The following is a 13,556-nucleotide window of genomic DNA, read 5'->3' as shown; positions in this document are numbered from 1 at the left end:
TTATTAATCATTAGCTAAGATGATGTTGGTGAAGGTAGTTCACCAGTTCGTCTACCGATAGAATTTCTGTATAGGATAATTCTAGATCTAAAGGAGAATGATGTCGGTGATTAAACCATAAAACCGACCAATTTGCTTGATTAGCTCCTACTACATCATTGGCAAAACTATCGCCAATATAAAGTAGTTCCCCTTCCTTTAGACCTGTTCGTATTTCCATTTGTTTAAAAATACTAGCACCAGGTTTTTCCGTTTGAACATCACCGGAAACAATTATCTGAGAAGTGGGGATCCATTTTGAAAGGGATAATTGTTTAATTTTTTTATGTTGATGGTCACTAGGTCCGTTAGTAATCACTCCTAGTTGCAGCGAGGTTTTAGCTAACAAGTCTAGTAAGCTACGGATAGCTGGCATTAATTCAATATGATCTAATTCATATTGATAATGTTCCTGAAAAACTTGGGCAGTTTCTAGTGAGATCTTAGGATAGTTAAAGTCTAGTAAGGTTTGTTGAATCCGGTATTGGCGCATATATTCTAGACTCCATTCCCCGCTGACTTGTTTAAAAAAGACAGCATCGCTATTGTGGCGAAATTGTTTATAAAAAGCGTCCATAGGGAGATGAGGATAAATCTCTGGAAATGTCTGCTTAACGGCAGATTGAAAAGGGAGTAGTTGATCGTAAAGTGTATCGTCTACGTCCCAAATAATTCCTTTAATCATAAATAACTCTTCCTTTCTTTTTAGACTCATTCAGTATATCATAAATAAATAATAGCGTTTTAAAAAGGAGAGAAGGTTTGCATGCTCAAAAGATTTTTTAATTATTATAAGCCCTATAAAAAATTATTTCTTTTAGACTTTAGCTGTGCTACTATTGCCGCTATTTTGGAATTAGCATTTCCTATTGTGGTTAATCAAGTGATTGATACTATTTTACCTCAAGAAAATTGGCGGTTAATTGTGGTAGCCTGTTTATCTTTATTATTTTTTTATGTGGTCAATACAGGACTGCAATATATTGTGGTCGCCTTAGGTCACCGGTTAGGGGTTAATATCGAAACAGATATGCGGCAAGATTTATATGAACATCTACAAAAGCAATCTTTTAGCTATTACGATGAACAAAAAACAGGTAAATTAATGAGCCGGTTAACCACTGATTTGTTTGAAATTTCAGAGGTAGCCCATCATGGACCAGAAGATGTATTTATTACCTTGATGACTTTGACAGGTGCTTTTGTTTTAATGTTACGAATTCATGTTAAATTAGCTTTAGCTACCATTGTATTAATTCCATTTATCACCTTAGCCTTAGTCTTTTTTAACAAAAAAATGACCAAAGTTAATACTGATATTTACCAAAATTTAGGAGAGTTTAATGCAGGGATTGAAGCCAATGTCAGTGGTATTCGTGTCATTCAAGCTTTTGGGAATGAAGAGTTTGAAACTCGTCGTTTTAAAGAACTAAATAATATGTACCGACAATCTAAAATTAAATTCTATCAAGTGATGGGAGTAAGTTCTGCTTACAATTATTTATTTATCCGTTTGATTAGTTTGTTTGCATTGATTTTTGGTGCTTATTATAGCATTCGAGGAGAAATTACTTACGGAGAATTTGTGGGATTTATTTTACTATCTAATGTTTTTGTTCGTCCAATTGAAAAAGTTAACAATATGATTGAAAGTTATCCAAAAGGAATAGCAGGTTTTAGACGGTTTATTGAAGAAATTGATAAAGAACCAAGTATTCAAGATGCTAAAAAAGCAGAAGATATGCTAAATGTTAACGGGAACATTGTTTATGATCAGGTTTCCTTTGCTTATGATGATGGAACTGAAGTATTAAACAATGTGTCTTTAACCATTCCTGCTGGGGAAACCATTGCCTTTGTAGGACCAAGTGGAGCAGGAAAAACTACTTTGTGTAATTTGTTGCCACGCTTTTATGAAGTAGATCAGGGAAATATTTATATTGATCAATACGACATTCAGGATGTAACCCTTCAGTCTTTAAGACATCATATTGGAGTTGTTCAACAAGATGTGTTCCTATTTCCAGGGACGATTCGGGAAAATATACGCTACGGAAATTTAACCGCAACAGATGAGCAAGTTTTAGAAGCTGTTAGGTTAGCTCACTTAGATCAAGTTGTGTCTGAAATGCCGGAAGGACTGGATACTATCATTGGAGAACGAGGAGTTAAATTGTCAGGTGGCCAAAAACAACGAGTATCCATTGCTAGAATTTTCCTTAAAAATCCGCCTATTTTAATTTTAGATGAAGCTACTTCTGCTTTAGATACTGAAACAGAGCAAGTTATTCAAGAATCATTACAAGCTTTATCCAAAGATAGAACTACCTTAATTATTGCTCACCGATTTGCAACTATTAAAGATGCTACTAGAATCGTTGTTGTGGCTGATCACGGGATTAAAGAAATGGGTACTCATGATAGTTTAATGGCGTTAAAAGGAATGTACTATCAATTATATCAAGCACAGTTTAGCCAAGAGGGATAGTTCCCTCTTGGCTTTTTTAGTAGCTTTAAGTTTATTTGTGAGATATTTCAGAAAGAATATGTTAAAATAAAGAAGAGTTTCTTAGAGGACAAGCTGATTTTTAATTGGGATGTTATATCTAATGGTAACCAACAGATTTCGACCGCGAAACCACCTTCTCTTTTTCTCTTTTATAAAGACAGTACAGGGTATTTAAAAATGAGTTAAAAAGTTGAGAGGGGTTTTAAGTCCTTTTTGTTTAGATAAATAGATATAATGGTGTACCTAGATTGTGTACAAGAAACAAACAAACATTTAGAGGTGATAAATATTGGCAAATATTAAAATAATTCCACTAGGAGGAGTTCGTGAAAACGGAAAAAACCTTTATGTAGTGGAAGTAGATGATGAAATTTATGTATTAGATTGTGGACTTAAGTATCCAGAAAATGATTTATTAGGTATTGACATTGTGATTCCAGACTTTACTTATTTATTTGAAAACAAAGAAAAAATCGCAGGAATCTTTTTAACTCATGGCCATGCAGATGCGATTGGAGCACTTCCTTATTTATTAGAAGAAATCAACGTCCCTGTTTTTGGAACAGAATTAACGATTGAACTAGCTAAGTTATACGTGGAAGATTATAATAGCTCTAAGTATTTTAAAGATTTTCATGTGATTGATGAATTTACTGAAATTGATTTTGAACAATCTACCATTAGTTTCTTTAGAACAACTCATACTATTCCAGATTCTGTAGGAGTGGTGATTAAAACTAAAGAGGGCAGTATTGTTTATACGGGAGATTTCAAGTTTGACCATAGTGCTATCCCTATGTATCAAACAGATTTATCTCGTTTAGCAGAAATTGGAAATGATGGAGTCTTAGCTCTTTTAAGTGACTCTTCCAATGCAGAAAATCCTGTACAAGTAGTTTCTGAAAAAGAAATTGCTGAAGAAGTTTATGATACACTGAATTATTGGGATGGTCGGATTATTGTAGCGAGTGTAGCTAGTAATATCCAACGAATTCAACAAGTGTTAGATGCAGCAGATCGAGCTAATCGAAAAGTTGTATTAACTGGACAAGATTTGGAGCGGATTATCCGCACAGCTATGAAATTAGGAAAATTACAATTACCTAGTGAAGATTTAATTATTTCAACAAAACAAATGAAGAAAACAGCTCCAGAAGAATTACTTATTTTAGAAACAGGTCGAATGGGAGAACCAATTAAAGCTCTTGAAAAAATGGCAATTGGCCGACATAAAACGTTAAATATTCAAGAGGGAGATTTAGTTTACATTACCACCACTCCTTCAATTGCAATGGAAACAGCAGTCGCTCAAGCAGAAGATAAAGTTTACCGTGCAGGTGGGACAGTAAAATCTATTTCTGATAATTTTAGAGTATCTGGGCATGCTAATCCTAATGATTTGAAATTGATGTTACGTTTAATGAAACCAAAATATTTTGTACCAGTTCAAGGAGAGTACAGAATGTTAGCTGCTCATGCAGATTTAGCTCATGACTTAGGTTTATCTTATAAAGATATCTACCTAACAGGTCGGGGAGATATTTTAGAATATCATCAAGGCAATATGCACGTAGCAGGTAGTACAGAAGCTGATAACATCTTAGTAGATGGAATTGGTGTGGGAGACATTGGTAGTATTGTGTTACGAGACAGAAAAATGCTTTCAGAAGACGGGGTATTTATTGTTGTGACAACAATCAACCGAAAAGAAAAACGTATTGTTTCTAAACCTAAAATTTCTTCTAGAGGGTTTGTCTATGTGAAAGAAAGTAAAGATTTACTAAAAGAAAGTGCTACAATTGTAGAAGGGATTGTAGAAGCAAATCTTCAGTCTAAAGATTTTGAGTGGAGTAAGCTAAAACAAGAAATTCGAGAAGCTTTAAGCAAATATTTATTTGAGCAAACTAAACGGAGACCAGTTATTTTACCAGTTATTATGGAAACAAGTCACCGATAAATTAAAGAAAGTTCTCAATTATATTGAGAACTTTTCTTTTTTTCTGTATTATTATTAAAAATAAACTGTTATACTATTACAGTCCGTTCTTTTTGTTCTTTTGTATAAAAACAGTTATAATAAGTGTGAACAGATTGAAACGAAAATTGTACCTGTTATATTGTTAATTAGAGGAGAGTTTAGGTATGGCAACCAAACATGATAAAATTCTATCGTACATTGAAACCTTACCTGTTGGAGAGAAAATCTCTGTACGTGGAATTGCGAAAACATTAGAGGTAAGTGAAGGGACAGCTTACCGAGCAATTAAAGATGCTGAAAATGAAGGATTAGTTTCTACGATTCAACGAGTGGGAACTATTCGAATTGAGAGAAAATTAAAAAATCATATTCAAAAACTAACCTTTGGTGAAATTGTAAAAATTATTGAGGGAGAAGTACTTGGAGGTGTATCTGGTTTAGATAAACCTTTAAGCAAGTTTATTATTGGGGCAATGCGAGTAGATGCAATGGATCGCTATATTTCAAAAGATTGTTTAACCATTGTAGGAAACCGTGAAGAAGCTCAGCGATTAGCGCTTGAAAAAGAAAGTGCTGTTTTAATCACTGGTGGATTTGATACATCTGAAACTATCAAAGAATTGGCTAATCAAGTAGGAATGCCAGTCATTCGGACTACTTATGATACCTTCACTGTGGCAACGATGATTAATCGTGCCATGAGTGATCAGTTAATCAAAAAAGATATTATGATTGTAGAAGATATTATTACTCCGTTAGAAAGTACATGTTACTTACTTAATACAGAAACTATTCAAGATTACCAAACACTATCAGACACTACGACTCATTCTCGTTTTCCTATTGTAAATAAAAATATGCGAGTATTAGGAATTGTGACAGCAAAAGATATTATTGGGAAAGAATTGACTCAAACTTTGGATAAAGTTATGACAAAAGATCCAATTATGGCAAAAGAGCATATGAGTGTGGCAAGTGCAGGACATATTATGGTTTGGGATGGATTGGAAATGATGCCGGTAGTAACAGATGATTTATCGTTAATTGGGATTATTTCTCGTCAAGATGTGATGAAAGCTATGCAAATTGCTCAACGTCAACCACAAGTAGCCAACACTTTTTCAGATCAAATATCAGAAGAGATTCACTTGGAACAACAAGGTTCTGATTTGAAATTTTACTTTACAGTAACGCCTCAAATGGTTAGTAGTATGGGAACTGTTTCTTTAGGGGTGTTAAGCGAAGTCATTAGTGATGTGACAGAAAAAACGATGTATATTAACCAAAGACGGAGTGTCATGATTGAACAAGTCAATTTACATTCATTTCGTTTAATTCAAATTGATAGCGAGTTGGAAATTAGACCACGAATTTTAGAAATTGGTCGTCGGTCTGCTAAATTAGATATTGAAGTCTATTTAGAGAATACCATTGTAGGTAAAGCCATTGTATTATGTCAATTAATGGAAAAAATGTAAGGAGAGTCATATGAGGATTGAAAAAGAAATTTTAAAAAAAATTCAAGAACATTCTACTATTATTATTCACCGTCATCAACGTCCTGATCCAGATGCCCTAGGTTCTCAAGGCGGACTAGCTGAAATTTTAACTGCCTCTTTTCCTGATAAAAAGATTTATCAAGTAGGAGGTCCAGTTGGGGATTTAAGTTACTTAACTGAAATGAAGACAGTTGAGGATGAAGTATATCAAGATGCTTTGGTTATTGTAACAGATACAGCTAATGCTCCTAGAATTAGTGATAATCGTTATGATCAAGGTGCTTTTCTAATTAAGATGGATCACCATCCAGATGATGAGCCTTATGGGGATCTTTCTTGGGTGAATACTGACGCTAGTAGTTCGAGTGAAGTGATTTATGACTTCTATAAAGCAAATGAAAATGACTTAGTGATGACAGATGAAGCAGCTAGATTATTGTATGCGGGAATTGTTGGAGATACTGGTCGCTTTTTATACCCATCAACAACTAGTCATACTTTACAAGTTGCCAGTGAATTAGTAGCGTATCAATTTGATGCTAGTAAACTAAATAGACAAATAGATGAAATTAGTTTTAAAGTAGCCAAGTTAGCTGGTTACGTATTACAAGAGATGAAAGCTGATGAAAATGGTGCTTGTATGGTCTTTTTACCACAAAGTATTTTAACTCAATACGGAGTGACAGATGCTGAGACAGCTGCTTTAATTTCTTTACCTGGTAAGGTAGAAGACATTATTGCCTGGGGAATTTTTGTGGAACAACTAGAAGGCTTCTTTAGAGTGCGTTTAAGATCTAAAGGACCTGCCATTAATCAGATTGCAAAAGCCCATCACGGCGGAGGACATCCTTTAGCAAGTGGAGCTAATGCTGAAGATAAAGAAGAAGCTTTAGCTATTTACGGAGAAATTCAAGAATTAGTCAAAAATTGGCATTAATTTAAAAAACTGACCGATTGACCTTAACATGATACATGAAGGGTTAATCAGTCAGTTTTTTATGTTTAAGTATTCATTTCTTCTAACTCTAAACTTTTTTCTTCCCATTCTTCCATTAAAGTTAGTTGCTCGGTTTCTAATTGCGAAACTTTTTGATCTAATTCAATTAAAGCAACATGGTCATTTAACACAGTAGGCTCTGTCATGTTAAGCTGCAGTTGCTCGATTTCTTGTTCGATTTCTTGTAGCCTATTTTCGATTGCTTCAATCCGGCGACTCAATTGTCTAAGTTGTCTTTGGAAATCTTTGGATTGTTGAAAATCTGATTTGTTTGAAACGGTTGGAACATCTTGTTTGGTTGTTTCTTGTTTAGTTAGCTCTTCCAGTAGAGCTGTTTCTTTTTTCTTTTCAACGAAATAATCATAATCGCCTAAGTACATAGTGCTACCTTCTGGTGTTAATTCCACCACTTTTGTAGCAATTCTGTTGATAAAGTAACGGTCATGGGAAACAAACAGAATAGTACCGTCAAATTCGATTAAGGCATTTTCTAAAACTTCCTTACTATCAATATCTAGGTGGTTGGTTGGCTCATCCAAAATTAAAAAATTATCTTGATTCATGGATAATTTAGCTAGAGCTAGTCGCGCTTTTTCTCCACCGCTAAGAAGTGGCACAGTTTTTTGAACGTCATCTCCTGTAAAAAGGAAACTTCCTAAAATAGAGCGAATGTCTTTTTCAGGGGTGGTAGGGTGTTCATCCCACAACTCGCTTAAAACAGTTTTAGTAGAGTGGAGGTCAGCTTGCTCTTGGTCGTAATAGCCAATAGATACATTTGTTCCCAGTTTAGCTTGTCCTTCTAAAAAAGGAATATCTCCCATGATTGATTTTAATAAGGTGGACTTCCCAACCCCATTAGGTCCTACTAAGGCAATAGCTTCTTGTTTGCGAATATCTAAATCGACAGGCTTGGACAATACAACATCAGAGGTGTAGCCGATACTTGATCCTTCTACTTGTAGGACGACATTGCCAGATTGTTTGCTCGTTTTAAATTGAAATTTAGCCGATTTTTCATCCCCTAAAGGTTTTTCAATTCTATCCATTTTTTCTAGCTGTTTTCTGCGGCTTTGTGCCCGTTTAGTTGTGCTTGCTCGGACAATGTTTTTGGCCACAAAATCTTCTAATTTCTGGATTTGGTCTTGTTGTTTATCATATTCTTTCCAGGCTCTTGTTAAGCGCTCTGCTTTTTCTTCCAAATAGAAGCTATAATTTCCTTTATAGTGATGTAATTTATGTCGGCTTAGTTCATAGACTTCTGTGACGATTTTATCTAAGAAGTAACGGTCATGAGAGACCATCAATAGAGCTCCTCGGTAATTTTGTAAATAGGTTTCTAACCAAGTAAGGGTTTCAATGTCTAAGTGGTTAGTAGGTTCATCTAAAATAAGTAAATTGGGGCGTTCTAGTAATAGCTTAGCTAAAGCAAGGCGAGTTTTTTGACCGCCAGACAAGCTATTGATTGGCCGAGTATAATAAGTTTCATCAAAGTGAAAGCCATTTAGAATAGATTTAATTTCTGCCTCATATCCATAGCCGTTAATTTGTTGAAAATCATGTTGCAACTGATCGTATTCTTTTAAAACTTGTTCATAACGCTTAGGATCAGCTAAGGTATCAGGATCAGCAATGAGTAACTCTAAGCTATGTAATCTTTTTTCCATAATTAAAGTCTCTTCAAAAGATTTTAGGAGTTCATTCCAAACGGTTTCTTCAGAATCTAGTCCAGTATGTTGATCTAAATAACCTATCGTTAAATCTTTCGTTTTAGAAATATGGCCAGCATCAGGTGTTTCAATTTCAGCAATTATTTTTAATAAAGTAGACTTTCCAGCCCCATTACGGCCGACTAAAGCAATTCGGCTATTATCTTGAATTTCCATATATAGTTGTTCAAATAAAACTTCTGCTCCAAAAAAGCGAGCAATTTGATTAGCTTGTAACAATATCATTTTAAATCCTCACTTATCGTCTGATAGTTTTATCCATCAGTCATTATTAGTTATTATTTTTTTCAGACAAATTGCAACATCTCTAAAACAATTTAACACATGTTATCAGTAAAATCTATGTTTACAGAAGATAAACAAACAATTAACTGGTAAGAATGCTATCAAGGTAAAGGCATAGAAAAGAAAGAAAAAAATAGATAATGAGATTAAGATTTAAGTTTTTCCCCCTTTATTAGCAAATAGTTCACAATCAAGCCAAGAAAATTGCTTTTTATAAGCGGTAACTGGTATTATACTATTGTGAATTTATTTGCTACTACAATTTATTAGATGGAAATATAGAAGGAGGAAACAAATGAAAAACCAAGTGATTCCTAAAGCGACAGCTAAAAGACTTCCGCTATATTATCGCTACTTAAAAGTCCTACTTGATTCTGGTAAGAAAAAAGTCTCTTCAACCGAGTTAAGTGAAGCTGTAAAGGTGGATAGTGCAACGATTCGTCGAGATTTTTCATATTTTGGTGAATTAGGAAAACGTGGCTATGGATACGATGTAGAAAGTTTACTTGATTTTTTTGGTAAGACACTTAGTGAGGACCGATTGACTAGTGTAGCATTGATAGGAGTAGGAAATCTAGGTAATGCTTTACTTAAATATGGTTTTCATCAAAATAATAACATTCGGATTAGTGCTGCTTTTGATGTAAAAGAAGACTTAGTCGGAAGAATTGTTGATGGCATTCCTGTTTATCCTATTGAGGATATGGCGGAACAAATCGAACAACAACAAATTGAAATTGCTATTTTAACTGTGCCAGCTGCAGTAGCTCAAGATACAACTAATCAACTGATTGAAGCAGGGATTAAAGGTATTATGAACTTTACTCCAGTTCGGTTAACTACCCCTCAAGCTGTGCAAGTTCAAAGTGTTGATTTGACTAATGAACTACAAACATTGATTTATTTCTTAAATCATTATACAACTGAAAAACAATAAAAAAATAAGCCTTCTATTAATCAATTACGATAATAGAAGGCTTATTTTTGATTAAGGCACAAAAAACATTTGGGTAAGGACAACTAGCAAGTTCATGGCACAATGAGCAATAGAAGAAGTCCAAATACTACCTGTGTGTTCATATAAAGCAAACAAAACAATTCCCATAGTAAAATAGACTAAAAAATGACCATCCATGTGGGCGACTGCAAATAAACAGGCACTTAAAACAGCTGCAAACCAAACATTGGTATATTTATCTAACCAACCAATAAAGGCCCGTCTAAAGACTAACTCTTCCATAATAGGTCCTCCAACAGATACTGCTAAGAGAAACAAAGGGTATTGCTTAGCTAATGTGACAATATGTTGAGTATTAGCGGAAGCCGCTTCAGTACCTAATAGACTTTGTTCGATTAAATTAGCTACTCCTTGAGAAAAAATAGTAATAAAAATGCCGATAACTCCCCAAGAGATGATTTGAACCCAAGAAGAATTTTTTCTTCTTTCCACCAAGGGTTTCTCTGTAAGGCGAGTGTTAATAAAAATTAATGCTACTGCCCCTAAAATGTAAATAATAGTATTAGCTTGAATTAATACTTTAGGATCTTTTGAAAAGAAAATAACCAATGATGGACTTAAAAAAGCAATCAAATAGGCTATTAAAGTATATTTAAAGTTTTGCGCTAATGTCATAATTTCACCTCTTAAAAAACTTATTGAGGGAATTATACCATAGAATAAAGATTAACTCGAAAATTTTGAAATATCTGCTCATAATTGTTGCAAAAAAAAAGAATAATGAGTATGATAGAAGAGTAGGTTAGCACTTAGCATAGATGAGTGCTAATTGCTAATCCAATTGAAAGAAAAAAGATGGAGGGATTTAAGTTGTTAAAACCATTAGGAGATCGTGTCATTATTGATGTAGCAAAAGAGGAAGAAGTAACAGCAGGCGGTTTAGTGTTGACTTCAGCTTCTCAAGAAAAACCACAAACAGGTAAAGTGGTTGCAACCGGAGATGGTCGGGTTTTAGACAATGGTCAAAACATTCCGATGTCAGTCAAAGTTGGAGATACTGTTTTATTTGAAAAATATGCAGGCTCTGATGTTAAGCATGACGGTAACGATTATTTAATCGTCCATGAAAAAGACATTATCGCAATTGTAGAATAAATGAATGAAACATACTAAGTGATATTTACAAGAAAGAAAATATTTAATGAGGTGACCAAAAAATGGCAAAAGATATTAAATTTTCAGTAGATGCACGTGCAGCTATGGTTAAAGGAGTGGATACTTTAGCAGATGTGGTTAAAGTAACTTTAGGACCTAAAGGACGTAATGTTGTATTAGAAAAAGCATATGGTTCTCCGTTAATTACTAATGATGGTGTAACAATTGCCAAAGAAATTGAATTAGAAGATCATTTTGAAAATATGGGAGCTAAATTAGTATCAGAAGTTGCTTCTAAAACCAATGATATTGCAGGTGATGGTACAACAACTGCTACTGTTTTAACTCAAGCTATTGTACGTGAAGGAATTAAAAATGTTACAGCAGGTGCTAGCCCAATTGGTATCCGTCGTGGTATTGAACAAGCTACTCGCTCAGCTGTGGAAGAATTAAAAGCAATTTCCAAAAAAATCGAATCAAAAGATGCTATTGCCCAAGTTGCAGCAGTTTCTTCAGGTTCAGATCATATCGGTCAACTTGTTTCTGATGCGATGGAAAAAGTGGGTAAAGACGGTGTTATTACTATTGAAGAATCTAAAGGAATTGATACTGGATTAGATGTAGTAGAAGGTATGCAATTTGATCGTGGGTATTTATCTCAATATATGGTAACAGACAATGATAAAATGGAAGCTGTTTTAGAAAATCCATATATCCTAATTACCGATAAGAAAATCTCAAATATCCAAGACATCTTACCACTATTAGAACAAATTTTACAACAAGGTAAACCACTATTAATTATTGCTGATGACGTAGATGGTGAAGCATTACCAACTCTTGTATTAAATAAAATTCGTGGAACATTTAACGTGGTTGCAGTTAAAGCACCAGGATTTGGTGACCGACGTAAAGCAATGCTTGAAGATATTGCAGTATTAACTGGTGGAACAGTTATTACAGAAGATTTAGGTTTAGAGCTTAAAGATGCCACTATTGACTCTTTAGGAACTGCTAGCAAAGTAGTCGTTGATAAAGATAATACAACAATTGTTGAAGGTGGCGGAGATTCTAAAGGAATCGAAGAGCGAGTATCTTTAATCCGTTCACAAATTGCTGAAGCAACTTCAGATTTTGACCGTGAAAAATTACAAGAACGTCTAGCTAAATTAGCTGGTGGTGTAGCAGTTGTAAAAGTCGGCGCAGCGACTGAAACTGAAATGAAAGAATTAAAATTACGAATTGAAGATGCTTTAAACGCAACTCGTGCTGCAGTAGAAGAAGGTATTGTAGCCGGTGGTGGAACAGCTTTAATCAATGTTTTACCAAAAGTTTCAGAGTTAACTGAAAAAGTTGTCGGTGACGAATTAACAGGCGTGAACATTGTAATTCGTGCATTAGAAGAACCAATTCGTCAAATTGCAAAAAATGCTGGAAAAGAAGGTTCTGTTGTTGTAGAACGTATGAAACATGAAGAAACTGGCATTGGATTTAATGCAGCTACTGATGAATGGGTAGATATGATTGAAGCAGGAATTGTTGATCCAACTAAAGTAACTCGTTCTGCTTTACAAAATGCAGCAAGTGTTGCTTCACTTATTTTAACAACTGAAGCAGTTATTGCTGATCAACCAGAAAAAGAAGGGGCAGCTCCAGCTATGGATCCATCAATGATGGGTGGGGGCATGATGTAAAAAAGAAGGGCTTTTTAAGCCTTTCTTTTTTTTGCTCTTTTTTAAAAATAAATAGCTCTAGATATACATATAAGAGAGTTATGGTATAATAAGTTTAAAAAGATAAAAGGGGGATATTATGAAGTCGGTTAAGCAATTATTATGTACAAGTATCCTACTCATTAGCGCAACTTGTCTATTAACCGCTTGTCAAAATAAATCAAATCAAGCCGAAAAACCAAGTGATGTAGTGACTGAGCAAAATATAACACAGGATAATGGAAAAGGTGAAGTGACTGTATCTGAGGCAATTGATTTATACCAAAAGACTTACCCAAATTCTGATATTATAAAATTGGAATTAGACAACTCTTTTGGAAAAATTCAGTATAAAATTGAGGGCGTTGATGATATTAAAGAGTACACAGTAAAAGTTGATGGAGAAACTAAAAAAGTTGATACTGAAAAAGAAGAAGCTTTAGATACAGATGAACGTGATGGGCAAAAAAGACAACAAGAAAAAATAGATGTGACTGAGTTAAAAAGTTTGACTGAAATTTCAGAAATAGCTGAAAAAGAAGTAGGTAAGGGACAAGCTGATGAATGGGAATTGGAACAAAAGTTAGGAATAACTTACTGGGAGGTAACAGTTAAAAACGGATTGAAAGATACTTCTGTTAAAATTAATGCCCAAACAGGAGAAGTTTTAGAAGTTGAACAGGAAGACTAAGAAATA

The 13,556-nt window shown here is 34.3% G+C and carries 11 protein-coding genes; 8 read left to right on the top strand and 3 right to left on the bottom strand.

All coding sequences use genetic code 11. The features are described from left to right. Positions 1 to 10: 10 nt before the first annotated feature. Positions 11 to 724, bottom strand: coding sequence for an HAD family hydrolase (locus tag C7P63_RS04720; RefSeq protein WP_165863772.1), 714 nt, complete (start codon positions 722 to 724; stop codon positions 11 to 13). Between the two features lie 81 nt (positions 725 to 805). Here C7P63_RS04720 and C7P63_RS04715 point away from each other — a divergent pair, with 81 nt between their 5' ends. The 4 genes from C7P63_RS04715 to C7P63_RS04700 all read left to right on the top strand — a co-directional run bounded on the left by C7P63_RS04715 (position 806) and on the right by C7P63_RS04700 (position 6,962). Further along, positions 806 to 2,527: an ABC transporter ATP-binding protein gene (locus C7P63_RS04715; protein WP_125942994.1), complete on the top strand. Its 1,722-nt coding sequence runs from the start codon at positions 806 to 808 to the stop codon at positions 2,525 to 2,527. Positions 2,528 to 2,837: 310 nt separating this feature from the next. Continuing rightward, positions 2,838 to 4,505 carry a ribonuclease J gene (locus C7P63_RS04710; RefSeq protein WP_125942993.1) on the top strand — a complete coding sequence of 556 codons (1,668 nt, stop codon included), beginning with the start codon at positions 2,838 to 2,840 and terminating at the stop codon, positions 4,503 to 4,505. 185 nt (positions 4,506 to 4,690) lie between these two features. Continuing rightward, positions 4,691 to 6,004 (top strand): DRTGG domain-containing protein, encoded by a 1,314-nt coding sequence (locus C7P63_RS04705; protein ID WP_125942992.1) that lies wholly within the window; start codon positions 4,691 to 4,693, stop codon positions 6,002 to 6,004. Positions 6,005 to 6,014: 10 nt separating this feature from the next. Further along, positions 6,015 to 6,962: a DHH family phosphoesterase gene (locus C7P63_RS04700; protein WP_125942991.1), complete on the top strand. Its 948-nt coding sequence runs from the start codon at positions 6,015 to 6,017 to the stop codon at positions 6,960 to 6,962. A gap of 65 nt (positions 6,963 to 7,027) precedes the next feature. Here the strand turns inward: C7P63_RS04700 and C7P63_RS04695 are convergent, their stop codons facing one another. After that, complete coding sequence (locus C7P63_RS04695) at positions 7,028 to 8,974, bottom strand: ABC-F family ATP-binding cassette domain-containing protein (RefSeq protein WP_125942990.1); 1,947 nt, start codon at positions 8,972 to 8,974, stop codon at positions 7,028 to 7,030. Between the two features lie 355 nt (positions 8,975 to 9,329). On the opposite strand from C7P63_RS04695, the gene C7P63_RS04690 reads away from it, so the two are divergent. After that, positions 9,330 to 9,971, top strand: a complete 642-nt coding sequence (locus C7P63_RS04690) for a redox-sensing transcriptional repressor Rex (RefSeq protein WP_125942989.1) — start codon at positions 9,330 to 9,332, stop codon at positions 9,969 to 9,971. A gap of 51 nt (positions 9,972 to 10,022) precedes the next feature. Here C7P63_RS04690 and C7P63_RS04685 read toward each other — a convergent pair whose 3' ends face one another. After that, on the bottom strand, positions 10,023 to 10,667 hold the full coding sequence (locus C7P63_RS04685; protein WP_125942988.1) for a CPBP family intramembrane glutamic endopeptidase: 645 nt from the start codon (positions 10,665 to 10,667) through the stop codon (positions 10,023 to 10,025). Positions 10,668 to 10,847: 180 nt separating this feature from the next. Here C7P63_RS04685 and groES point away from each other — a divergent pair, with 180 nt between their 5' ends. The 3 genes from groES (at position 10,848) to C7P63_RS04670 (ending at position 13,550) form a co-directional block, all read left to right on the top strand. Next, positions 10,848 to 11,147: a co-chaperone GroES gene (groES, locus tag C7P63_RS04680; protein ID WP_279386789.1), complete on the top strand. Its 300-nt coding sequence runs from the start codon at positions 10,848 to 10,850 to the stop codon at positions 11,145 to 11,147. Positions 11,148 to 11,209: 62 nt separating this feature from the next. Beyond that, a complete protein-coding gene (gene groL, locus C7P63_RS04675; RefSeq protein ID WP_125942986.1) occupies positions 11,210 to 12,841 on the top strand; it encodes a chaperonin GroEL in 1,632 nt (543 codons plus the stop codon). A gap of 118 nt (positions 12,842 to 12,959) precedes the next feature. Continuing rightward, positions 12,960 to 13,550, top strand: coding sequence for a PepSY domain-containing protein (locus tag C7P63_RS04670; RefSeq protein ID WP_125942985.1), 591 nt, complete (start codon positions 12,960 to 12,962; stop codon positions 13,548 to 13,550). Positions 13,551 to 13,556 lie beyond the last annotated feature (6 nt).

Source organism: Vagococcus humatus (assembly GCF_003950325.1).
In the GTDB taxonomy this organism is placed as follows: domain Bacteria; phylum Bacillota; class Bacilli; order Lactobacillales; family Vagococcaceae; genus Vagococcus_C; species Vagococcus_C humatus.
The sequence above is the reverse complement of the archived record's forward strand: the minus strand, read 5'-3'. Positions and strand labels throughout refer to the sequence as shown.

Excerpts from the sequence above, each read along its gene's own strand:
- groES (WP_279386789.1), top strand. The coding sequence starts at position 10,848 with ATGGAGGGATTTAAGTTGTTAAAACCATTAGGAGATCGTGTCATTATT.
- C7P63_RS04715 (WP_125942994.1), top strand. The coding sequence starts at position 806 with ATGCTCAAAAGATTTTTTAATTATTATAAGCCCTATAAAAAATTATTT.
- C7P63_RS04705 (WP_125942992.1), top strand. The coding sequence starts at position 4,691 with ATGGCAACCAAACATGATAAAATTCTATCGTACATTGAAACCTTACCT.
- C7P63_RS04685 (WP_125942988.1), bottom strand. The coding sequence starts at position 10,667 with ATGACATTAGCGCAAAACTTTAAATATACTTTAATAGCCTATTTGATT.
- C7P63_RS04700 (WP_125942991.1), top strand. The coding sequence starts at position 6,015 with ATGAGGATTGAAAAAGAAATTTTAAAAAAAATTCAAGAACATTCTACT.
- C7P63_RS04695 (WP_125942990.1), bottom strand. The coding sequence starts at position 8,974 with ATGATATTGTTACAAGCTAATCAAATTGCTCGCTTTTTTGGAGCAGAA.
- C7P63_RS04720 (WP_165863772.1), bottom strand. The coding sequence starts at position 724 with ATGATTAAAGGAATTATTTGGGACGTAGACGATACACTTTACGATCAA.
- C7P63_RS04670 (WP_125942985.1), top strand. The coding sequence starts at position 12,960 with ATGAAGTCGGTTAAGCAATTATTATGTACAAGTATCCTACTCATTAGC.
- C7P63_RS04690 (WP_125942989.1), top strand. The coding sequence starts at position 9,330 with ATGAAAAACCAAGTGATTCCTAAAGCGACAGCTAAAAGACTTCCGCTA.
- groL (WP_125942986.1), top strand. The coding sequence starts at position 11,210 with ATGGCAAAAGATATTAAATTTTCAGTAGATGCACGTGCAGCTATGGTT.